The organism is Pseudomonas sp. NPDC087626 (assembly GCF_044743405.1).
Lineage (GTDB): Bacteria > Pseudomonadota > Gammaproteobacteria > Pseudomonadales > Pseudomonadaceae > Aquipseudomonas.
In genome coordinates this window covers 96179-117245 of the sequence record NZ_JBIUWJ010000013.1, presented here as the reverse complement: position 1 = coordinate 117245, position 21067 = coordinate 96179, and the positions used below count along the sequence as shown (strand labels likewise).

The 21067-nt window shown below is 57.4% G+C and carries 22 protein-coding genes, 2 tRNA genes and 1 pseudogene; 13 read left to right on the top strand and 12 right to left on the bottom strand.

Going from position 1 to position 21067, the window contains the following annotated elements:
- Window positions 1-152: 152 nt before the first annotated feature.
- Window positions 153-497: a hypothetical protein gene (locus ACIOVD_RS13605; RefSeq protein WP_401128273.1), complete on the bottom strand. Its 345-nt coding sequence runs from the start codon at window positions 495-497 to the stop codon at window positions 153-155.
- 111 nt (window positions 498-608) lie between these two features.
- Here ACIOVD_RS13605 and ACIOVD_RS13600 point away from each other — a divergent pair, with 111 nt between their 5' ends.
- From ACIOVD_RS13600 to ACIOVD_RS13585, 4 genes are all read left to right on the top strand, one after another.
- Window positions 609-2174, top strand: coding sequence for a recombinase family protein (locus tag ACIOVD_RS13600; RefSeq protein ID WP_401128270.1), 1566 nt, complete (start codon window positions 609-611; stop codon window positions 2172-2174).
- The gene (locus ACIOVD_RS13595; RefSeq protein WP_401128267.1) at window positions 2171-3082 is read left to right on the top strand and encodes a plasmid partitioning protein RepB C-terminal domain-containing protein; all 912 of its coding nucleotides are present in this window, start codon (window positions 2171-2173) and stop codon (window positions 3080-3082) included. Before ACIOVD_RS13600 ends, ACIOVD_RS13595 begins: the two co-directional genes overlap by 4 nt.
- Window positions 3082-3987: a plasmid partitioning protein RepB C-terminal domain-containing protein gene (locus ACIOVD_RS13590; RefSeq protein ID WP_401128345.1), complete on the top strand. Its 906-nt coding sequence runs from the start codon at window positions 3082-3084 to the stop codon at window positions 3985-3987. Before ACIOVD_RS13595 ends, ACIOVD_RS13590 begins: the two co-directional genes overlap by 1 nt.
- A 67-nt stretch (window positions 3988-4054) precedes the next feature.
- A complete protein-coding gene (locus tag ACIOVD_RS13585; protein WP_401128264.1) occupies window positions 4055-4273 on the top strand; it encodes a hypothetical protein in 219 nt (72 codons plus the stop codon).
- A 100-nt stretch (window positions 4274-4373) separates the two neighbouring features.
- Here ACIOVD_RS13585 and ACIOVD_RS13580 read toward each other — a convergent pair whose 3' ends face one another.
- From ACIOVD_RS13580 to ACIOVD_RS13570, 3 genes are all read right to left on the bottom strand, one after another.
- Window positions 4374-4694: a hypothetical protein gene (locus ACIOVD_RS13580; protein WP_401128261.1), complete on the bottom strand. Its 321-nt coding sequence runs from the start codon at window positions 4692-4694 to the stop codon at window positions 4374-4376.
- A gap of 2 nt (window positions 4695-4696) precedes the next feature.
- Window positions 4697-4951, bottom strand: coding sequence for a hypothetical protein (locus ACIOVD_RS13575; RefSeq protein WP_401128258.1), 255 nt, complete (start codon window positions 4949-4951; stop codon window positions 4697-4699).
- 1082 nt (window positions 4952-6033) lie between these two features.
- Window positions 6034-6110, bottom strand: a tRNA-Val gene (locus ACIOVD_RS13570).
- Window positions 6111-6293: 183 nt separating this feature from the next.
- Between ACIOVD_RS13570 and ACIOVD_RS13565 the strand changes: the two genes are divergently transcribed.
- Window positions 6294-7577, top strand: a complete 1284-nt coding sequence (locus ACIOVD_RS13565; RefSeq protein WP_401128255.1) for an NAD(P)/FAD-dependent oxidoreductase — start codon at window positions 6294-6296, stop codon at window positions 7575-7577.
- 41 nt (window positions 7578-7618) lie between these two features.
- On the opposite strand, the gene ACIOVD_RS13560 is transcribed toward ACIOVD_RS13565, so the two are convergent.
- The 3 genes from ACIOVD_RS13560 to ACIOVD_RS13550 all read right to left on the bottom strand — a co-directional run bounded on the left by ACIOVD_RS13560 (window position 7619) and on the right by ACIOVD_RS13550 (window position 10702).
- Complete coding sequence (locus tag ACIOVD_RS13560; RefSeq protein WP_401128342.1) at window positions 7619-8827, bottom strand: DSD1 family PLP-dependent enzyme; 1209 nt, start codon at window positions 8825-8827, stop codon at window positions 7619-7621.
- 71 nt (window positions 8828-8898) lie between these two features.
- Complete coding sequence (locus tag ACIOVD_RS13555; protein WP_401128339.1) at window positions 8899-10230, bottom strand: D-arabinono-1,4-lactone oxidase; 1332 nt, start codon at window positions 10228-10230, stop codon at window positions 8899-8901.
- An 85-nt stretch (window positions 10231-10315) separates the two neighbouring features.
- On the bottom strand, window positions 10316-10702 hold the full coding sequence (locus ACIOVD_RS13550; RefSeq protein ID WP_401128252.1) for a c-type cytochrome: 387 nt from the start codon (window positions 10700-10702) through the stop codon (window positions 10316-10318).
- A 479-nt stretch (window positions 10703-11181) separates the two neighbouring features.
- On the opposite strand from ACIOVD_RS13550, the gene ACIOVD_RS13545 reads away from it, so the two are divergent.
- Window positions 11182-12807, top strand: a complete 1626-nt coding sequence (locus ACIOVD_RS13545) for an NADP-dependent glyceraldehyde-3-phosphate dehydrogenase (RefSeq protein ID WP_401128250.1) — start codon at window positions 11182-11184, stop codon at window positions 12805-12807.
- Between the two features lie 30 nt (window positions 12808-12837).
- The gene (locus ACIOVD_RS13540; RefSeq protein WP_174244571.1) at window positions 12838-13917 is read left to right on the top strand and encodes an FUSC family protein; all 1080 of its coding nucleotides are present in this window, start codon (window positions 12838-12840) and stop codon (window positions 13915-13917) included.
- 7 nt (window positions 13918-13924) lie between these two features.
- On the opposite strand, the gene ACIOVD_RS13535 is transcribed toward ACIOVD_RS13540, so the two are convergent.
- Window positions 13925-14818: a DMT family transporter gene (locus ACIOVD_RS13535; RefSeq protein ID WP_401128246.1), complete on the bottom strand. Its 894-nt coding sequence runs from the start codon at window positions 14816-14818 to the stop codon at window positions 13925-13927.
- Between the two features lie 132 nt (window positions 14819-14950).
- Between ACIOVD_RS13535 and ACIOVD_RS13530 the strand changes: the two genes are divergently transcribed.
- Both ACIOVD_RS13530 and ACIOVD_RS13525 read left to right on the top strand, forming a co-directional pair.
- Window positions 14951-15388, top strand: coding sequence for an Lrp/AsnC family transcriptional regulator (locus ACIOVD_RS13530; protein WP_095169274.1), 438 nt, complete (start codon window positions 14951-14953; stop codon window positions 15386-15388).
- A 57-nt stretch (window positions 15389-15445) separates the two neighbouring features.
- Window positions 15446-15775, top strand: a complete 330-nt coding sequence (locus ACIOVD_RS13525) for a YceK/YidQ family lipoprotein (RefSeq protein ID WP_159994760.1) — start codon at window positions 15446-15448, stop codon at window positions 15773-15775.
- 65 nt (window positions 15776-15840) lie between these two features.
- Here the strand turns inward: ACIOVD_RS13525 and ACIOVD_RS13520 are convergent, their stop codons facing one another.
- A complete protein-coding gene (locus ACIOVD_RS13520) occupies window positions 15841-16512 on the bottom strand; it encodes a Bax inhibitor-1/YccA family protein (RefSeq protein ID WP_095169276.1) in 672 nt (223 codons plus the stop codon).
- A 124-nt stretch (window positions 16513-16636) separates the two neighbouring features.
- On the opposite strand from ACIOVD_RS13520, the gene ACIOVD_RS13515 reads away from it, so the two are divergent.
- From ACIOVD_RS13515 to ACIOVD_RS13500, 4 genes and pseudogenes are all read left to right on the top strand, one after another.
- Window positions 16637-16724: transfer RNA gene (locus ACIOVD_RS13515), tRNA-Ser, on the top strand.
- Between the two features lie 403 nt (window positions 16725-17127).
- Window positions 17128-17354, top strand: a pseudogene (locus ACIOVD_RS13510) (hypothetical protein).
- Window positions 17355-17404: 50 nt separating this feature from the next.
- Window positions 17405-18337, top strand: a complete 933-nt coding sequence (locus ACIOVD_RS13505; RefSeq protein ID WP_401128241.1) for a hypothetical protein — start codon at window positions 17405-17407, stop codon at window positions 18335-18337.
- A gap of 189 nt (window positions 18338-18526) precedes the next feature.
- Window positions 18527-18736: a hypothetical protein gene (locus ACIOVD_RS13500; protein WP_401128238.1), complete on the top strand. Its 210-nt coding sequence runs from the start codon at window positions 18527-18529 to the stop codon at window positions 18734-18736.
- A 12-nt stretch (window positions 18737-18748) separates the two neighbouring features.
- Here ACIOVD_RS13500 and ACIOVD_RS13495 read toward each other — a convergent pair whose 3' ends face one another.
- Genes ACIOVD_RS13495 through ACIOVD_RS13485 form a run of 3 tightly spaced genes read right to left on the bottom strand, consistent with a single transcriptional unit; the run spans window position 18749 to window position 21021 of the window.
- Entirely contained in the window at window positions 18749-19282 is a 534-nt protein-coding gene (locus ACIOVD_RS13495; RefSeq protein WP_401128235.1) for a lysis system i-spanin subunit Rz, read from the bottom strand.
- Window positions 19273-19923: a glycoside hydrolase family 19 protein gene (locus ACIOVD_RS13490; protein ID WP_401128232.1), complete on the bottom strand. Its 651-nt coding sequence runs from the start codon at window positions 19921-19923 to the stop codon at window positions 19273-19275. The genes ACIOVD_RS13495 and ACIOVD_RS13490 overlap by 10 nt, the downstream gene beginning before the upstream one ends.
- Before the next feature lie 54 nt (window positions 19924-19977).
- The gene (locus ACIOVD_RS13485; protein ID WP_265537453.1) at window positions 19978-21021 is read right to left on the bottom strand and encodes a phage late control D family protein; all 1044 of its coding nucleotides are present in this window, start codon (window positions 21019-21021) and stop codon (window positions 19978-19980) included.
- Window positions 21022-21067 lie beyond the last annotated feature (46 nt).

Genomic DNA, 21067 nt, shown 5'->3' with positions numbered 1-21067 from the left:
TAACGGGCGATATTCGACCTAGAACAGGTGCCGATTTTGAAAAGTTTGGGTAACAGCGGATTTCAAAAGGCATGCGTACGTCCGACAGAGAACGGATTTGAGTGGATACTCTAAGTGGTGAGCACCTTCTGCTTTCAGCCCGATCACAAAACTCAATCTCTAAGTGTTAGACACGATTCAATCCCCTCAATTGCAGCTTGAAGTTTCAGCCTAAGCGGCCACAGCTCCGACGCAGTCAATGCATAAGGTCTTTCTGCCATACCGAGAAATGCGGCCAGGGCAAGGTCGGAGTGCTTGATTAGAGCCACCAAATGCTCACCTCTTGGGCCATTACTTCCGGCCAGCCAATTCTTCACTGTTCGCTCATTCGCGTTTGTCCAACGCATAAGTATTTTTGTCGCTTGATGAGTCTCACCAAGCTCTGCGTGAAGTGCTTTAGCAATCTCGGCGGCATACTGCTTTTGAGCCAGAAAAGAACTGCCCGTTTTCGTGAACATTTTTCTCTCCCCGGTCTTCTACCTTCAATAAAGCCATTTCGAAAAATGCAATAACTGATCACGGCTTGGAGGCTGCCCTAGCGGCTGTAGGTCATATCGAGGATGCTGTCAATGCATACGCACATTGGCGCGGGTTATGCTCACGATGAATCAAACACGACCTTGGCAGCCGCGTATGTCCGCATGTCAACTGAACATCAGCAGTACTCGACTGAAAATCAGCTCGACGTCATTCGCATTTATGCGGCTACCCACGCACTCGAGATCGTTAAGATCTACACGGACATGGGCAAAAGTGGCCTTAGCCTAGAGGGCCGAGATGCCCTGAAGCAACTGTTCTTTGACGTTGAGAGCGGTTTGGCCGAGTACTCAACAGTTCTTGTATATGACGTCAGTCGCTGGGGTCGATTCCAGGACCCAGACATCAGTGCCAGCTATGAAGTACGGTGCAGACAAGCAGGCGTCTCGGTTCAATACTGTGCGGAGCAGTTCACCAACGATGGCTCGCCGGTATCTAACATCGTCAAAAGCGTGAAGCGGATGATGGCAGGTGAGTACAGCCGAGAACTCTCGGTGAAGGTATTTGCAGGGCAGTCTCGGCTCATCGAGCTTGGGTATCGCCAGGGTGGGGCGGCGGGATTTGGGCTCAGGCGGCAACTTATAGACAGCACCGGCTCACCCAAAAACGAACTTGGCATAGGTGAACACAAAAGCATTCAGACAGACCGCGTGATTTTAGTACCTGGTCCACCGAATGAAGTCGAAATCGTGCTACGCATCTACCAAATGTTCGTGGAGGACGGCAGAAGCGAGCGTGAGATCGCCGAGTGGCTGAATGCTCAAGGCATACTCAATGACCGTTCTCGAAGATGGTCTAGGGGGACCGTGCACCAAGTACTGATCAACGAGAAGTACGTTGGCAACAATGTCTGGAACCACAGCTCGTTCAAACTTAAACAGACGAGAACCCATAACCCCCCTGAAGAATGGGTTCGGGCGAATGATGCCTTCCGTCCTATCGTCAACTCGATACTCTTTCAAGCAGCCCAATCGATCATCCAAACGCGCTCATATCGAATGCCCGATGACGAGATGCTGCACGTACTGAAGGTCATCTATGAGCGTCGAGGCTTTTTGTCAGGTCTTGTCATTGACGAAGCGGAAGGATCCCCCTCAAGCAGTGCTTACCAGCATCGATTTGGAAGCTTGCTTCGCTGTTATTCTCTAATAGGGTACACGCCTGCACGCGACTTCCAATACATCGAAGCCAACAAAAGGCTTCGCGAGATGCATCCGCTGCTGCTTCAGCAAACCATTCTGAAAATCAGAGAGGTGGGTGGCGATGTTACTGTCGATCCAAGCACCGACCTCATGCTGGTTAACCAGGAGTTATCCATTTCTCTAGTACTGTGCCGCTGCCAGGTTTCAATCGCTGGCTACAAGCGCTGGCACATTCGTTTCGACTTAGGCCTGAACTCTGACCTGACAGTCGCCGTACGAATGAAAGAGCACGAAGAGTCAGCTCAGGACTACTACATCCTTCCCACCATCGACATGGCCTCCCCCCACCTGCGACTGACAGAAAACAATCAGGCCAGCCTTGAGATTTATCGGTTCGAAACACTGGACATCCTCTCGGAGCTGACGCGTCGAGTTGATTACAGGAGAGTGGCATGACAGTAATTCAAACCCCTCGCAGAGCCCGTATGCATGTCGCGGAAGAGTCGACGATTCGTCTGATCCCACTGGAAGACATCCGCGTACTCAATCCCCGGGCGCGCAACAAACAAGTCTTCGCCAAATTGGTCGAGAACATCTCGGCCTTAGGACTCAAGCGTCCGATAACAGTTGCCCCCACAACCAATGGCAGTGAAGCATTTGAGATCATTTGTGGCCAGGGTCGCTTTGAGGCATTTCAAGCATTAGGCGAGCAAAAAATACCATGCATCGTTGTGAGTGCTAGCGAGGCTGATCGATACCTGATCGGTCTGGTGGAAAACCTGGCACGCAGGAAGCATTCCAATCGCGAGCTTCTGACTGCTATCCAGATACTCTCGGAACGTGGCTACACCTGTCAGCAGATAGCCGGCAAAACCTGCCTCGACTGCGGCTACATACAAGGCATTCTTGTATTACTTCGCCAAGGAGAAGAGCGACTTATTGCCGCAGTGGAGAAAGGTTGGTTATCCATAAAACTGGCGATTAGCATCGCTCGCTCTAAAGATAGCGACGTCCAACAGGCGATGATCGAAGCTTACGAAAGCGGCCTACTTAAAGGCGAGCAGTTGATGAAGGTACGCCGTCTGATTGACAGACGGAAAACCTTCGGCAAACAGTATGGACAAATGCCGGCAAGCACGGAGAAAACGACACCTCGGAAGCTCCTTAACACCTATCAAAAGGAAGTGCGGCGCCAGAAAGTAATGATTAAGAAGTCGGACATCAATGAGCAACGACTGCTGATCATCGTTACGGCCATGCGCAAACTAATTGCCGATGAGTACTTCAGCAACCTGCTTCACAACGAAGAAATCCCTGATTTACCCAAGCCTCTCGCAGACCGAATATTCGGGGAGAAGCAATGATGACAGAGATCAAGCAAGCCTTCGAGCAACATGTCATAGCGATTCCCGTGGAACAGATTCTTCCATCGCGAAAGGTCGATCACCTAATGTCAGGCAGTAAGAAGTACGCCAGCATTTTGAGCTCGATAAAGGAACTTGGCGTAATTGAACCATTGGTGGTTCATCCCAAGCAGGTGATCGCCGGCGGGATACCTTCGTTTATGTTGTTGGATGGACACCTTCGGCTAGAGGCACTCAAGACACTCGGTGCAACTGAAGCCCTATGCCTGATTTCTACAGATGACGAGGGCTTTACCTACAACCGACAAATCAACCGACTGACGCCGATACAAGAACATAAAATGATCGTCTCTGCATTGAAAAAGGGTATCGAAGCCTCTCGTATTGCAACAGTGCTAGGGATCAATGTGGACCGAGTCCGCCAACGAGAAAACTTGCTGCGAGGCATCGCACCGGAGGCAGCGGAAATGCTCAAGGTTCGCATGGTGTCGCAGGATGTATTTCGCGCCCTTCGTCAGATGAAACCAATTCGGCAGATCGAAACGGTGGAAATGATGGTCTCAGCCAATTGTTTCACTAGGAATTACGCTCAAATGGTGTTGGCAGCGTCTCGCCCTGAGATGCTGATCGAACAAAAGAAAAAACCAACCGCTGACGTGAGTGCAGTGGACATTGCACGAATGGAGCGGGAAATGGAAAACCTGCAACATGACTACAAGCAAGTCGAGGATACCCTTGGAGAAACGATGCTGGTCTTGGTTGTGGCCAAAGGGTACCTGATGCGTCTTCTCCGAAATCAGGCGATAGCTCTGTATCTAACTCACCACTACGCAGAACTGCTTGAAGAGCTCGTATCGATAATGGAAGCTGTAACGTCAGATGCCCGGCAATTGGAGCGGGAATAACAACTGACATCTTCTGCTAATCTTGTCTATAGGACGTAGCTTGTCAGACCCACCCAAGGACGAAGTCATGCCAAATAACTCAGAAGGCAACATCGCCACAGCGGATGCACTGACACTGCTTCTGCACAACCAGCACGCCATAAGTGCAGCGATAGAAGAGGTTACAAAATGGCTCGCTGAGAACGGAGCCGGAGGTGTCGCAGAGAACGCAATAGTAGCTATGGAGATGTTAGACACGAACGCTCAAGGGATCACAGACGCAATCATGAGGCTACGTCAGGCATAGGTAACGGACGGCAGTCTTTTCACAGGGGCGAGCATGCCCGCTAAGAGCCTAAGCGGGCGAAGAGAACCCCGCCGAAGCAGGGTCTGTAGCCATTTACCACTTAGCTGAAGCGCCGAAGAGCCTCCGCCAGCAAGCCTGCGGATGTGCCATCAATCTTCCACTCCGTAGGTGGTTGCTCACCCACCATCACTAGCGCCTCGTAGTCACGAATCCCAGCAGTGCTAGCGGCGAGTGCAATATGCTCTCGCACCACCTTTTCCGCACCGGCTGCGGTGGTGTTCGGAGTGAACTGAACCCTCCAAACAGTTGTTAGCTTGCGTTTGACATAGTGATGCTCCGCAAGCACACGCTCGAACGTCTTCCTTGCCGTGTCAGAAACATAGCCGTTCAAATCAACAGTGACGATCGCATGAAAGGTCATGATTACTTCCCCCGCGCTTTATTGGATTGAGAAACAAGCGAGCCCGCAAGGATCTTTGTGTCTTCGCTGTACTTCTCACTTTGAAGCGCCCTGCCTGCCTTAGCCTCCATGTCGGCACCCGTTTGCTTTCCAGTGTGGGCTTGAGCCAACGCAGAAGCAGCGAAGCTTTTGGCGATTGTCGAAGCGTGGGGATCGCGGAGGGTTTCAGAGGCCAGTTTGGCCACCTTCGCGGAGGATTGCTTTGGATTCTTGCTCATTGGACATTACCTTTTTCAGCATGGATTTTTCCCGCCTGAAAAGGAACCGTTGAGCGATTTCATCATCCATCGTTTGACGATGGGGAATCGATTCGCTCTAATGCGCAATCTCAGGTCAGGTTTCAAAAACCGCTCGGCTTGAGGGGCGAGTGATTACGTTCTGTCGACCAAAACTAAGCGTAATCACCCGCTGACTTCTTACCTGCTCCATTGGAGCACGGCAGACACTCCAAACCCTATATGTAGGGTTTTTTTTGTGCCTGACTACAAGATAATGCGTTTTGAGTGGTGATTGCAACGTACTACCTGTGGATAAAGCTGTGCGTAAAATGTGCATGAAACAGCCAATCGTCGTGAAGGCCTCAACACTGCTGGGCTAGACCGTTTGTCACTGTTGCTCACCCAGAAAAATAGCCTGGGGGGGATTTTTGCCGAGGGCGAAACCTATCACAAAGATCCACTGTAACTAGTAGAGGCCAGCGCCTAGAGACCAGTCCCGAATTCGCTTTCGCCTACTGCTTCTACCGCATAGTGTGATCGCCATAGGCGTATCCCATCTGTGCTGTCTCCTGCTCACTCTCTAGCCCGCACACGTCACTCAGTGTCCACCTCAGGCCCTCATGTGCGATCTTCAGAGCGGCAATCTCCTTTGATCCGTCCCGGCACATGACAATCATCCCAGCGATGGCCTCGTGGGCTCTACGTAAGTCCTGACGTGTCGTATCTAGCTCAGCTTCCAGGACGGAGCAATAGTGCTGGAGCATCTCTACGCGAGTCGGAATCCCCAGCTCAAACCCAGAATCATCGATCAAATCGTCTTCCATCACGCACGCACCAGAATACTGTATATGCGAACAGTGTAGTTTGCAGAGCAGCGGCTCAAGAGAGAGATGACGGGTGGCGAAGAGGACTGAGATGAAGGGGAAGAGTTTCACCCCTGGCAACTGACGTTCACGGCGTTCACATTGCCCAGTGTGAACGAACCCGGTATTTTGTGAACGTTCTGCATGAAATTTGAAGCACAAAAAAGGGCCCACCTTTCGGTGAGCCCTTCTAGACCGCCCAGCAGAGCGGATTTTGTTTGGTAGGCGCGATTGGACTCGAACCAACGACCCCCACCATGTCAAGGTGGTGCTCTAACCAACTGAGCTACGTGCCTGCTGTGAGGCGGCATTCTACGGAATTGCGCAGGGGTGTCAACACCTTTTTTTCACCTAACCCTATGAATATGCAAAATATTTAATTTTGCTGCGGCAAACCGGGGTTTGCGCCCGCTGGCAGTGGATTTTTAACTCAGGTAGGATCGCTGCATTCGTAAAATATATTAAACAGAGGCTTCGGGATGGCGAACACTCCTTATCCGCAATCCTATTACGCCGCGTCGGCCAACCCCGTGCCGGCGCGCCCTGAGCTGCAGGGTGAGGTAGAAACCGACGTCTGCGTGATTGGCGCGGGCTACACCGGGTTGTCCAGCGCGCTGTTCCTGCTGGAGAGCGGGTTTCGGGTGACGGTGCTGGAGGCTGCCAAGGTCGGTTTTGGCGCCTCGGGTCGCAATGGCGGACAGATCGTCAACAGCTATAGTCGCGACATCGATGTGATCGAGCGCAGTGTCGGCCCCAAGCAGGCGCAATTGCTGGGGCAAATGGCTTTTGAAGGTGGGCGGATCATTCGTGACCGTGTCGCCAGGTACCAGATCCAGTGCGACCTCAAGGATGGCGGTGTGTTTGCCGCCATCACCGGCAAACAGATGGGTCACCTGGAGGCGCAGAAACGTTTGTGGGAGCGCTACGGCCACAGCCAGCTCGAACTGCTCGACAAGACCCGCATCCGCGAAGTCGTGGCCTGCGAGCAGTACGTGGGCGGCATGCTCGACATGAGCGGCGGCCACATCCACCCGCTCAACCTGGCGCTGGGCGAAGCCGCTGCCGTCGAATCCCTGGGCGGCTCGATTTATGAGCAATCGCCGGCGGTGCGTATCGAGCGCGGTGCCAACCCGGTAGTACACACGCCGACGGGCAAGGTGCGAGCCAAGTTCATCATCGTTGCCGGCAATGCCTACCTGGGCAACCTGGTCCCGGAACTCGCCGCCAAGTCGATGCCCTGCGGCACCCAAGTGATCACCACCGAACCCTTGGGCGAAGCCCTGGCCAACAGCCTGCTGCCCCAGGACTACTGCGTCGAAGACTGCAACTACCTGCTCGACTACTACCGTCTCTCGGGGGACAAGCGCCTGATTTTCGGCGGCGGCGTGGTCTATGGCGCGCGGGATCCGGCGAACATCGAGGCGATCATCCGGCCGAAAATGCTCAAGGCCTTCCCCCAACTCAAGGACGTAAAGATCGACTACGCCTGGACCGGTAATTTCCTCCTGACCTTGTCGCGCCTACCTCAGGTCGGGCGCCTGGGCGACAACATCTACTACTCCCAAGGCTGCAGCGGGCACGGTGTCACCTACACCCACCTGGCCGGCAAAGTGCTGGCCGAAGCCTTGCGTGGCCAGGCCGAGCGGTTTGATGCCTTCGCCGACCTGCCGCACTACCCCTTCCCCGGCGGCCAGTTGCTGCGCACCCCATTCGCCGCACTGGGTGCGTGGTACTACGGCCTGCGCGATAAGTTCGACTTCTGATCCCACCCTACGGGCGCGGCTTTATAGCTGCGCCCAGGCGTTCAGGAATATACCGGCCAGGTCTCGACGATCTTGCCGCCACGCACCGCCAGCAAATCGCCAAACTGCAACAACACCGACTCGGTCTGGGTCGGTCGCAGGAACACCTGGTCATCCACCGCCAGGCCTACCGCCTGCGAGCCATTGACCATTTCCTGATTTGAACTGCGGCCGTACAGCCCGTTGTTCTGCAATCCGGCCGGCGATTCGAACTCGGCCATCCAGTTACCGCCATAGATGAAGTAGGTCTCACGCTGGTTGATGTCCCACCACGACAACAGCCTGGACTTGCCGTCCAGTGCGGGAATCTGCACCGCCCCCGTGCGTTTCAGTACCGGGGTAGCGATCCAGGTGGCCGGCAGGTGCTCGACCAGCGAGGGCAAATCGTAATGGGTTGGCTTGAGCATGGCCGTACCCACCGACACCTCGCTGCTCAGCGACTCCTGCTCATGCATGCGATAGCTGGGACTGCCCGCGGTATTGAGCGTCAGGTCCGGGCGCCAGAGGTCGGCAAACTGTTGCCGAGTGAAGTCGACGTAGCCGTTGTACTGAGTCATGACCTTGGCAAACAGCTCATCGGCACTGCCGAGGATGCCCGGCACCCCCATGCCGACAAAGGGGTCGTAGCCCATGAACCCGGCAAACTGCAGGTGCTGCGCGTTGGCGCGGATCAGCCCCAGCATCTGCCCCAGGGTGGCCGTGTCTGCCACGCCGCCGCGATGCAGGCCGACATCCAGCTCGATGTTCACCCGCAATTGGGTACCCAATCCCCGGGCCAATGCAAGGTACTGTTGCAGATGCTCCGGAGTATCGAGCAACCATTGCAACTGCCGCGCCGGATCGAACGCGCCTTTGTGGGTTTGATAGAACAGCTCGGCCGAACGCACCGGCAGCGGCTTGCCCAAGAGGATGTCGGACTCGGGGAAAACCAGTGCATCATGATTGAGAAACGGCTGATGAAACGACATCAGTCGCTGGGTTCCCGCGCGCTTGCAGATGTAGGCCAACAGCCCCGGTGACGGCAGGGATTTCTCCACGAGGCGCAGGTGCTTGCCACCGCGCTTGACCGACTGCATCACCACATCGATGTTGTGGTCCAGGCGATCCAGATCGATCAGCAGCACCGGGCGCATCGGGCCGTGCTCCTTCAACTGCTGATTCAGGGCCCTGAAGTACTCGGAATAGGCGCTGCCCCGGTCGCCGGGGCGCAGCAACGCACCCACGCCCAACAGCAACACACCAAGCCCTGCGGCCCCAGTGAGGAAATTGCGTCGATCGATGCTCATCCACTGACTCCCAGGATCGATGACAAATGCGCGTTGAGGAACTTGCCGCCAGGGTCTAGCGCATCGCGAACCTCACGAAACTCCTGCCAGCGCGGGTACAGCGCTTGCAGGTTACGCGCATTCAAACTGTGCAACTTGCCCCAATGCGGGCGGCCGGCGTACTTCCAGAAAATCGGCTCGATGGCCGCGAAGAAGTTGTGATGGTCCATCTGGTAATGCTGATGCACCGAGATCGAACAACTGTCGCGCCCCTCGAACATGCTCAGGGGGATGTCATCGGCCTTGACGTAGCGGTACTCGATGGGAAACCAGGTGCGCAGGTCCTTGTCAGTGATCAGCTTGATGATCTCGCGCAGGCAGGCCGGGCCATGTTCGGCCGGCACCGAGTACTCCATTTCGTTGAAACGTACCGTGCGCACATTGGCATAGATGTCGAAGGAGTCACCGACCCGATCATCAAAATTGGCAATGTGCCGCAGACTATTGAGCAAGGTACGACGGGCATCAGGGAAATCACTGACGTACTTGTCGAACTTCTCGATGAGGTTGACGAATTCATTGCCGCCCTCCTCGTCGGCACTGATCGGCGGTGTCGCCGCATCGGTGGTTTCGTTGAGGGCCATCGACAAGGCGTAGTCCGAATGGGTAACCACCAGCATTTCCCAGTGCTGGTTGTCGCGGGTGTGTTTTTCCACGTCCTCCAGCAGTTCTTCGGTCTTGGCGATCCACTGGTGTTCGCGCAGGCGGTAGGCGGGGCGATTCTGCATGCGGATCTTGCTGACCACCCCCAATGCTCCCAGCGACACCCGCGCCGCGTTGAACACCTGCGGGTTGTGGTTGCTGTCGCAGTCAAGCACCTCCCCCGTGGCCGTGACCAGTTGCAAACCGGCGACGTAGGCGGAATAGGAGGGAAACTGTTTGCCGGTGCCATGGGTCGAGGTGGAGATCGCACCTGCTAGAGTCTGGTAGTCGATATCGGCCATGTTGCTCAGGCCCTGGCCGACTTCCTTCAAGGCCAGGCCCATGCGCGACATCGGCGTGCCGGCGCCAAACTCGGCCTGCTGGGTCTGCGGATCATGACTGAGCAAGCCGCTGAAGTTGCTCAGCGACAACAAGGTGCCATCGGTGGGCACCAGGGCGCTGAACGAGTGCGCCGAACCCACCGGGCGAATCTTGCCCGGGGCGCGGCCGATCACCTGCACCAGTTCATCCAGATCCTTCGGCGCCAGGCGAGCCTCGGGCAGGCAGCTCTGGGCACCCGACCAGTTGCGCCAGGGAATCAGGCGTGGCGCGCGCACCAGCTGTGCCAGCACCGGGTTGCTGCTCAAGGCCGTCAGGGCGCCGACCAGGCTGGCCCGCTGCAAAAGCTGGCGTCGTGTGAGGTCCATCGTCATCAATCCCACCTTGTGCTTTTTATTGGAGGTGTTGGCCGGACATGAAGCTGATCAGCGCCAGGAAATCGGCTTCGCTGCATTGCATGCACATGCCCATCGGGGGCATGCCGTTGTGGCCGTTGATGGTGTGATCCAGCAGGCTGTCCACGCCTTGTTGCAGGCGCGGCTGCCACGCTACCTGGTCGCCGGTCAGCGGCGCGCCCGAGGCCGGGTTGGCGTGGCACAACTTGCAACTGGTGTCGTAGGTGCGCGCCAACCCGGCATCGGCGGGCATGCTCGCGGCTGCGGCCACGCGATCAGGTGCGCTCTTTGGCTCCTCGCCGCAGCCACCCAGCCCCCCGAGCACCAGCACCAGCGCCGCCCCACGCCAGGAAAACCGCCACTCGGCTCGAATCAGTGCCCACATAAGTTTCCTCACTTGTTCTGCGCCGCGGCCTGGCGCATTTTTTGTTGTAAAGACCGGCCACTGAACACTAAGGCAGTCGCTGCCTGGGGTTGAGGGCATTGGGGGTCAACAAGGGGGCTTTCGAGGCCATGCGCGTCGAGCTGCCTCCGACCAAGGCGTGACGGTTTGTTACACCCGCAGCGCGCCAAATCGACTACTCTTGGGCCAGACGTTTACAGCCAAACCGCTCTAGAATGCACTTTAGCGGGGAGGTAGCCGACCTTGTAGCAGCTGGCGAAGCCTGCGTTCGAGTGCGCAGCACTCGCCAATCCAGGCGACAAGGTGCACCTGATACACAACAGGGTCTGGCTGGGCGACGGCTGCGCCGCCGAACGCTGCCTCGCGCAGCTCGACAGCTGCTACGGATAACCGATAACGCGATATTTTGCCCGCACGCTGCCTGCCGACGGCGTTGCCCACATCCAGTACGGGGTAGTTTCATGAGCACACAAAACATTCTCAGCACACTGTTTCCTGCTCTCGCCGACATCCCCGAGCCGTACCGCCCAGGTGAACCGATCGAGCAACGCGAGTACCTGGTGGAGGGCACCCTGCGCACGTGGAACGGCCCACTGGCGGTGGTTCGCAGCCCGGTGTACCTGGACGTCGACGGGGTCGACGAACAAGTCATTCTCGGCAGCACCCCGCTGCTCGATGCCGAAACCGCCCTCACCGCCCTCGACGCCGCCGTGCGCGCCTACGACCGGGGCCAGGGTAGTTGGCCGACGATGCGCGTGGCCGAACGGATCCAGCATGTGGAGGCGTTCCTGGGGCGCATGCGCGAACAGCGCGCGGCCGTGGTCAAGCTGTTGATGTGGGAAATCGGCAAGAACCTCAAGGACTCGGAAAAAGAGTTCGACCGCACCTGCGACTACATCGTCGACACCATCAACGCCCTCAAGGAACTGGACCGTCGCTCCAGCCGCTTTGAACTGGAGCAGGACACCCTCGGCCAGATCCGCCGCGTACCGCTGGGCGTCGCCCTGTGCATGGGGCCTTACAACTACCCGCTCAACGAGACCTTCACCACCCTGATCCCGGCGTTGATCATGGGCAATACCGTGGTGTTCAAGCCCGCCAAGCTGGGAGTGCTGCTGATTCGCCCGCTGCTGGAAGCCTTCCGCGACAGCTTCCCGGCCGGAGTGATCAACGTGATCTACGGCAGTGGCCGCGAGACCGTCAGCGCGCTGATGGCCAGCGGCAAGATCGACATCTTTGCCTTTATCGGCACCAACAAGGCCGCCAGCGACCTGAAGAAGCTGCACCCCAAGCCCCACCGTTTGCGTGCCGCCCTGGGGCTGGATGCCAAGAACCCTGGCATCGTGCTGCCCGAGGTCGACCTGGACAACGCAGTCAACGAAGCCGTCACCGGCTCGCTGTCGTTCAACGGCCAGCGCTGCACCGCGTTGAAAATCCTGTTTGTGCATGAAGAGGTGGTCGACCGCTTCATCGAGAAATTCAACCACAAACTCGCCACCCTCAAGCCCGGCATGCCATGGGAAAACGGCGTGGCACTGACGCCGCTGCCGGAGTCGGGCAAGGTCGACTACCTGCACGGCTTGGTGGACGATGCCGTACGCAAAGGCGCCAAGGTGATCAACGCCAACGGCGGCCAGGCCCGTGGTTCATTCTTCTACCCGGCGGTGCTGTACCCGGTGACCACCGACATGCGCGTCTATCAGGAAGAGCAGTTCGGCCCGGTGGTGCCTATCGTGCCTTATCGTGATCTGGATACGGTGATCGACTACGTCCTGGAGTCAGACTTCGGTCAACAGCTGAGCCTGTTCGGCACCAACGCCGCCGAAGTGGGACGCCTGGTGGACACCTTTGCCAATCAGGTCGGCCGCATTAACATCAACGCCCAGTGCCAGCGTGGCCCGGACACCTTCCCGTTCAACGGAAGGAAGAATTCGGCTGAAGGCACGCTTTCGGTACACGACGCCTTGCGTACGTTCTCGATTCGTACCCTGGTGGCGACCAAGTTCCAGGAGAGCAACAAAACCTTGATCAGCGACATCATCCGCGGACGGGAGTCGAGCTTCCTGACGACCGACTACATTTTCTAGCACACGACGCAAGGACACCCCGGCAACCCGATGACCGCCTTTCGCTCACTGCGCCTGCCACCCTTGTTGCGGCGCCTGCTACGGCCCTTGCTGGACCCGTACCGGCGCTACCGCAACGCCCGGGTGATCCACGCCATCCGGGTCTCGCTGGGCCTGCTGGCGACCATCCTGCTGACCACGGGGATCAACCTGCCCCATGGCGAATGGGCGTCCGTCACCATGCTGGTGGTGATCGGCGGCCTGCAACACCACGGCAACATCGGTAAAAAAGCCGCCGAGCGCGCCTATGGCACATTGATCGGGGCCGCCGTGGGGTTGCTGCTGGTGCTACAGCAGGCCTGGCTTGGCCTGCCGTGGCTGACCTACTTCGGCATGTCGGTGGTCTGCGGCTTCTTCTCCTACCACGCCATTGGCAAGGGCGGTTATACCGCGCTGCTGTCGGCGATCACCGTGTTCATCGTCGCCGGCCACGGCGACAACCATGTCACCGATGGACTGTGGCGTACCGTGGATATCCTCATCGGCATCGTCCTGGCCCTGGCATTTTCCTTCGCCCTGCCGCTGTATGCGGTGTACTCCTGGCGTTACAAACTGGCTGGGGCACTGCGTGACTGCGCAAGCATCTACAGCCGGATCATCAGCGGGCAGTCGGTAACCGACGACCACTACCTCAAACTCCTCGGGCGCTTGAACGGCGTGATGGTGCAACTGCGCTCGCTGATGCCCTCGGTGTCCAAGGAAGTACGCATCTCCATGACCGAACTGGACGCCCTGCAACGCAACTTGCGGCTGTGCATCAGCACCCTGGAAATCCTCGCCAACACCCGCCCCGACACCCGCGATGAACACGCCATGGCGCAGATGCAACTGGCGCTCAAAGCCGAGCATCGCGAGATTCGCCGCCTGCTGATCGGCATGGCGCGCGCCCTGCAATCGGGCGCCACCGAGCGCCTTGAACGCAACAGCAGTGAGCCGCTGCTGCAAAACGCGATGGAGGCGCCGGTGTACAGCGCTCTGGACGGCTACCGGTTGTTGACCCGGCAACTGGCAAACAACCTCAACGAGATGCGCCAGCGCCTGGTCAAGTCGGCACCCCACTGGAAGATCTGAGAAGCGCTCAGGAGGTCACGGCTTTGCGAGTGGCGCTGCCCCAACCTTGTTGCATGCCGGCAGCCGCCAGCAGAATCGCCGCCACTCCGATCCATTGCAGTAGTCCCAGGCGATGACCGAAAGCCAGCCAGTCGACCAGAATGGCAGCGATCGGGTAGATGAACGACAGCGCTCCGGTCAACGCGGTCGGCAGCTTCTGGATCGCGCCGTACAACAGCACGTACATCACTCCGGTGTGGACAATGCCCAGGGTCAGCAGGCTGGCCCAGGCCGTCGACGTTTGGGGCAGCGCCGCCCAATTGGCCCAGGGCGCCAGCAACAGCACGCCGGTGCAAACCTGGATCAGCGCAATCAAGTGCGGCGGCGTGCCGGTCAGGCGCTTGATGATCAGCGCGGCAAAGGCGTACAGCAGCGCCGCGCCCAACGCCAGGGCAATCCCCAGCAGGTACTGATCGCCGCCTGCGCCCTGCTCGCCATGGGCACTGACGATCGCCAGCATCCCGAGAAACGCCAGCCCCAGCCAGGACAGCTTTTGCAGGCTGATCTTCTCGCCGAGAAACAACACCGCCAGCCCCACCAGCATGAACGGCTGCACGTTGTACACCGCCGTGCCGATGGCAATCGAAGCCCGCGAGTAGGAAGCAAACAGCAGCACCCAGTTACCGACAATCGCCACCCCGCTGAGTACGGCCAACAGGAAGGTGGTGCGACTGAGCAGGCCCGGACGCAAAAAACCGAACATCGCGCAAATCAGCAACAGGGTCGCGGCGCCGAACACGCAGCGCCAGAACACCACATCCAGTACAGGCTGGCCGCTGACCAGCACGAACCAGCCGATGGTTCCGGAAATCAGCATGGCGGCGGTCATTTCCAGCGAGCCGCGGCGAAGGGTGTTGTCCATGATCAGGTTCCTCGTTGTGAGCGCAAAGTATGGCGCTGAGGTATCTGCCGCCTCCATGGCCAAATGCAGGCTAAACTGCGGATTCACCTTTTTTATCAAGGCAATTTTGAGTTATTGCCTAAGAGGCTTCAGATGACTGACGACATTGATCAACTGCTGATCAGCGCCCTGATGCAGGACTCCCGGCGCTCGCTCAAGGCCCTGGCGCAGATCAGCGGCCTGTCCTCACCCAGCGTCGCCGAGCGCCTGCGCCGCCTCGAAGAGCGCGGCGTACTCACCGGCTACACCGTCGAAATCGACCCCAAGAGTTTTGGCTACCAGTTGCAAGCCATCGTGCGCATCCGCCCACTGCCCGGCCAGTTGCAGCATGTCGAACGACAGATCCAGGCCATCCCCGAGTTCACCGAATGTGACAAGGTCACCGGCGACGACTGCTTCATCGCGCGCCTGCACGTGCGCTCGATGGAACAGCTCGACACCCTGCTCGACCGCCTCAACAGCTACGCCGAGACCAACACCGCGATCGTCAAGAAAACCCCGGTCAAACGCCGCCTGCCGCCGATGGCGTGAGTGTGGTCCGACGCACAACGGCGTAGAGTGCAATTTTTCCGGCGAAGGATTGGCGGCATGAAAATTCACGGCGTGCTCCTGGCAACGATGCTGCTGTCAGGCTGCGGAACGGTACAGACGGTGGTGCGCAGCGACGAAGCGGCGGCAGCCAGCCTCAAGGAACAGAAAAGCTACTGCGGCGCCGTACCCCGAATCTACAGCGGGGTGACTTATGACTTCTGCACCCTCTACGCACCACTGAAGGAAGGTATCGACGCGCAAAAACACGACAATGGCACCATTATAGTGTTGATCGATGCGCTGATTTCCGGCGTGCTGGACACCGCCCTGCTGCCGTACACCATCTACCGGCAACAGGCTGACGGCAGCATCATCGTCACCGAGTGAAGCCCGGCCGAATGCCAGGCAAAAAAAACCCGCCGAAGCGGGTTTTTTAATATCAGGAGCGCCGATCAGTCATCGCGGCTCATGATGCCGAACAGCTGCAACAAGCTGACGAACAGGTTGTAGATCGATACATACAGGCTGATGGTCGCCATGATGTAGTTACGCTCGCCGCCATGGATGATGGCGCTGGTCTGGAACAGGATGCAGACCGAGGAGAACAGCACGAAGCCAGCGCTGATCGCCAGTTGCAGGCCGCTGATCTGGAAGAACATGCTCGCCAGCACCGCGCCCAGCAGGACGAAGAAACCTGCTGTGATGAAACCACCGAGGAAACTCATGTCCTTGCGGGTAATCAGCACATAGGCCGACAGGCCGCCGAACACCAGCGCAGTCATGGCGAAGGCCGAGCTGACCACTTCAGCGCCGCCCTGCATGCCCAGGTAACGATTAAGGATCGGGCCGAGCAGAAAGCCCATGAAACCGGTCAGGGCAAAAGCCGACACCAGGCCCCAGGCCGAATCACGAAGTTTGTTGGTGAGGAAGAACAGGCCATAGAAGCCGATCAGCACCACAAAGATGTTCGGATAACCGACCCGCATCTGCTGCGCCACGAACGCCATCACACCGCTGAAGGCCAGGGTAAGGGCGAGCAAGCCGTACGTGTTGCGCAGGACGCGGCTAACCTCTAGCTGCTCAGCCTGCACGCTGTTATTAACTGCGTAATCCTGTTCGCGCATGGCGACACTCCTGTAGGTTTGAAACGTTCAGTCGCAAAGATCATAACAGACGCTCTGTAACTAGCTATGCAGAGAGTTTGACAGTGTGTTTCATTCGGGTATTATGGCGCCCGCAAAGCAGTTTGGAAGCGTGGCCGAGTGGTTTAAGGCAACGGTCTTGAAAACCGTCGATGGGCAACTATCCTAGAGTTCGAATCTCTACGCTTCCGCCACATTTTTACGACAAAGCCCTGATTTTTCAGGGCTTTGTCGTTTCTGGGGTTTAGCTTTATGATCCGCGCCTGCAATGCGTTCCATAACTATTATGGAAGCGTTCCATAACTGACGCCGTTTTAGCCCTCCTCCGGCGCCCTGCCGGACTGGATGGGCACGCCCATCAAGCTCGAAACCTACAAGCACCCCATGCTTGCTGGGGCGCTGAAATACTTTAAATAACAGTCCTTTACGTAAGCGCCCACTGCAATTGACGCTCTACGGTGTTCAGCTTGGTTTCACGTTTCCCCGCAAAAGTCCCTACAGGCTTCCGACAAGAAAGCCCCTACCCCACGGCGTCCTGCCGAACGAACACCACTCCCAATCCCCCTGCTACGCTGAAAACTCCACGGAGGATTTGCGATGCCGAACACTGACCTGCTCCCTTCCCTGCTGTTCAAGATCAACGAAAACCAACTCGCCATGAAAGCCGCCATCATGGAGCTCTCCAACTGGGTGGAGCCCCCCGCTCAAAAGACGTCGCCGACAACGTCCGCGGCGCCCTAGATACCATCGATCGCAACGAGGAGTTCATCAAACTGACGCTCGCCGTGCTCATGACTCAGGAGCAACAGCCACCTTTCACTTAATTCAATTTGTAGTGTTATTCTCACGAAAAACTCGCAGGGAGCTACAAATTATGAATTGCCACCGGTTAACGAAGCTAATTTTATCACTGACCTTAATGATTTTTTTGTGTTTTGGAGGAGTGTCCGCTGCAAACCAAACCTCTCCAGTTCAGCCTTCTACACACCAACTCCCAGCCAAAGCCTTTGAGGCAAATACCACTATTTCACCGGACTCGTCAAACGATGTTGTAAACAGCGAAAGCCTGTCAGCTGTCGGCACCGAACTGAAGATACTAAAAGAAAAAAACGTATTAATTGCCGATTTTCAAAGTTCATTAATCTCGATCGTAATTTGGTCTCTCAGCGCTGTAGTTAGCGTTGTTATCTTGTTGGTTGGCGCAAGTCTTTTTACCAACTTCAAAATGCATGAAAAGGACATACAAAGAATCCAGCAGGATTATGATGCAAAGATAAAAATATTTCGATCTGACTTTGACGCCATCCTTGCCAAAGCAAACCAAGAGATGGCGAGCGCGCAAGAAACAAGGAGCCAGCAAGATCTAAACAGAATGCTAGACCAAGCTAGCCAAGTGAGATCACTGTTTGAAACAGTAAGAGCATCGCTAGAGGAGAGGCTTGATCAATTACAAACAGAAAAAACAAACCTCGAGACAAAGTTTAATTCTCTTGATAGAAATCAAGCAACTTTAAGAACAGATCTCTTTAAGAACGAGACACACATCTGGAAAATCAAAAAAATCCCTTCAAACATATTATTGACTGCTATGCAGGGCATAGAGGCCGCGCTAGCCTGTAAGGACAACTGGCGAACCGAAGATTTTATATCTCAAGCAAAGGATGTAATCACATCCGCCTTCATCGAGCCAAAAATAACCCTAGACGCGAAGATTCTTGAGCTCATTGAACCCAAACTAGTAACACTCGAAAACGCCAGACCAAAAGATGCGCAGGAAATTAGAGACCTTATCGCTAAATGCTCTTAGTTAAACTCAGGATTGGAAGGTTGGAGGCGGCCGAACACCAGTGATTCAGATGGGCCATCTCTCTGACGAAGCCTGACATGCCGCTAGCGCGGTCAATTCTTGATTGCCGGCGTTGGTGGTGGCGACAACTTGTTGAGCATGCGCTGGGGCAAGTCACTGCTACGCTGAAATTGTCACGGAGGATTCGCGATGCCAAATTCTGACCTACTCCCTTCCCTGCTGTTCAAAATCAATGAAAACCAGCTCGCGCTCGAGGCCGCCATCATGGAGCTATCGAACTGGGTCGAGGCGCGCGGCTCAGCTGATGTCGCCGAAAACGTCCGTGGCGCCCTAGACACGATCGACCGTAACGAGGATTTCATCAAGCTGACGCTCGCCGTGCTTATGGCGCTTGAGTGATCCGTCCGTCGCTCAATGAGAGACTTCCCGTACATAACCCTGGCACGCCCTGAGTGCGATCAACCCTCGATCGCCGGCGTCGGTGATGCCGATAATTCGTTGAGCATGCGCGGGGTCAAGTTCGGCTCTTGTGGCTCCATGAACCACGCCGCCGGCGCTGGCAGTGGCTGACACCCCAGCACCACCGAGGGGGCCGGTGGCGAGTAGGACTGACAACCGCACATCAGCAGTGGCAAGGCGATCAGACAGAAGTTGCTGAGTTTTCTTTGCATCAGACAGTTCCTTGTTGTGGGTTGCATCGTTGTCCTGCAGGCGCCGCTCCAGGGCGGCGCGCTTGCCCTGCTCGGCCGCCAAAGCGCCCAGGGCATCCTCGGTGCGCTTGAGCGCCGCCCGATCGACCTTACCGGCCTGCTCGGCCAGGACCTTGCCATAACGCCAGTCTTGCGCCAGCCAGGCGCCGCCAGCGGCTACGCCGGCGATCGCCAGCAGCACCAAGACCACCGCCCAGGGGCGCAGCGCCGGCGGCAGCAGATTGATCAGGCACATAGCGTTTCCTTGGCCGTGGCCCACAGGGCGCGACGCTCAGCGGCGCCATTGCCGCCGCCATTCACCACGCTGCTGATGCGGTCGAACTTGCCGGCGTCGGCCAGCTCGTTAAGGCCTCGATCCCACCAGAACCAGGCTGCCGACAGCGCGGCATACTCCGGCTGCTCCAGCATCTCGGGCTGATCGAGCAATGGCAGGCTCAACGCCTTGCCGGCAAGACGATAGTTGTCGTGAAAGGTGATACCGATCAGGCCACGAGCCCGGTACTTGTAGCCGTCGCCAGAAGCCTCATCGCCGTTACCGTAACGACCGCCATAAACGCGGTTGGCCATCTTCTCGGAGTTGCGCAGGTAGTTCTCGGCGTCCCGCACCTCGGCAGGATCAACGCGGCCATTGTGGTTCAGGTCAAACCCGTACTTGAACAACTGCGCGACCCGCGTAGCGTCCTTGTAGTACAGGCTTTCGGACAACGATCGGAGCTGACCGGACTCATGGCCAACCTGGGCCAGAAAAGCGGCCTGACGCACCGGCGTAGTAATGCCGAAACGTGACATAGCCCGATTTAGAGCGGGTACAAAAATGCCCGCGACTGGGCGGGCATTGGGGAGAATGCGCAGCAGCTGCGCCTCAGTGATAGGCATAGGTGAAACTCCAGACGAAAAAAAGGCCGCTCGATGGCGACCTTGGGAATCGGGTTACAGCTGCTCGACCCTGAGCGGCTTGTCTTCTTTCTTCTTCTTGCCGGCGGCCTTCGCCTTGCCCTTCTTGCCACCGTTGCACTCGACGGTCGTAGTCCACCCGCTCTGCGTAAACACATGCTCGACGCCGTCCACCAGGTACTCGCCATCAAGCCCAGGCTTGAAGCCCTGAGCACTGATCAAACGCTCGGCAAACAGATCGGTGCGGCCTGCCATTTCCAGGCGCACAGCTGCAGTGCTGCGATTGAACGCAGCCAACCGGGCCTTGGCGGCCTGCTCGGCGGCGGTCTTGTTGGGGTAGATATGGCGGTCGGTGTGGACTGGGGGCAAACCGCCGGGCGAATCGCCGTTGGCCAGCTCCACCACCTGCAGTTCGCCGGTTTTCTTGTCCTGGTGCTGGGTCTTCACCGCCTTTTGCGTGCTGCGATCGCCCAGCCGAAACTCATAGCGGGCTACATCCGTTTTTCTGATGGTGACCACCCCAAGCGCTTTGCCGGTAACGCTCTGCCCAGCCTGCCGAGGCATGACCAACAACTTGCCATCGGCCACCTTCGCGGTGCTGTCGTACTGCCTGGCCAGGCGCGTGACAAAGTTGTAATCCGACTCGTTGCGCTGATCGATCCGCTCGACCTTGGTGGTGACAGGACACACCGACTCCCAGCCATTACGCTTGGCGATATCACCGACGATTTGCGACAGCGGCACGTTCTCCCAGCTTCCGCTGCGAATGGTCTTGCCGCTGCCGCGCATGTCGCTGGCCTTGCCGCGTATCACCAATGTGTCGGGCGGCCCGGTCAACTGCACCTCATCGACCGTATACGCTCCCATGCGCGTGAGCGCTTGCCCTTCATAACCCAGTAAGACCTCGATCCGCCCACCGCGCGCGGGCAGCGCAACGGCTTGGTCGCGGTCATCAATGCGCAATTCGAACTCATCCGACTCCATCCCGGGTTTATCCGATATCCGCAACATCAACAGGCGGTCATTGATCAGCGCGGTAATGTCCGTGCCGTCGGCCATGATTCGATAAGTAGGTTTCATGCCTTGCTCCAGAAACGAGAAACCCCGCACTCGGCGGGGCTTCGTT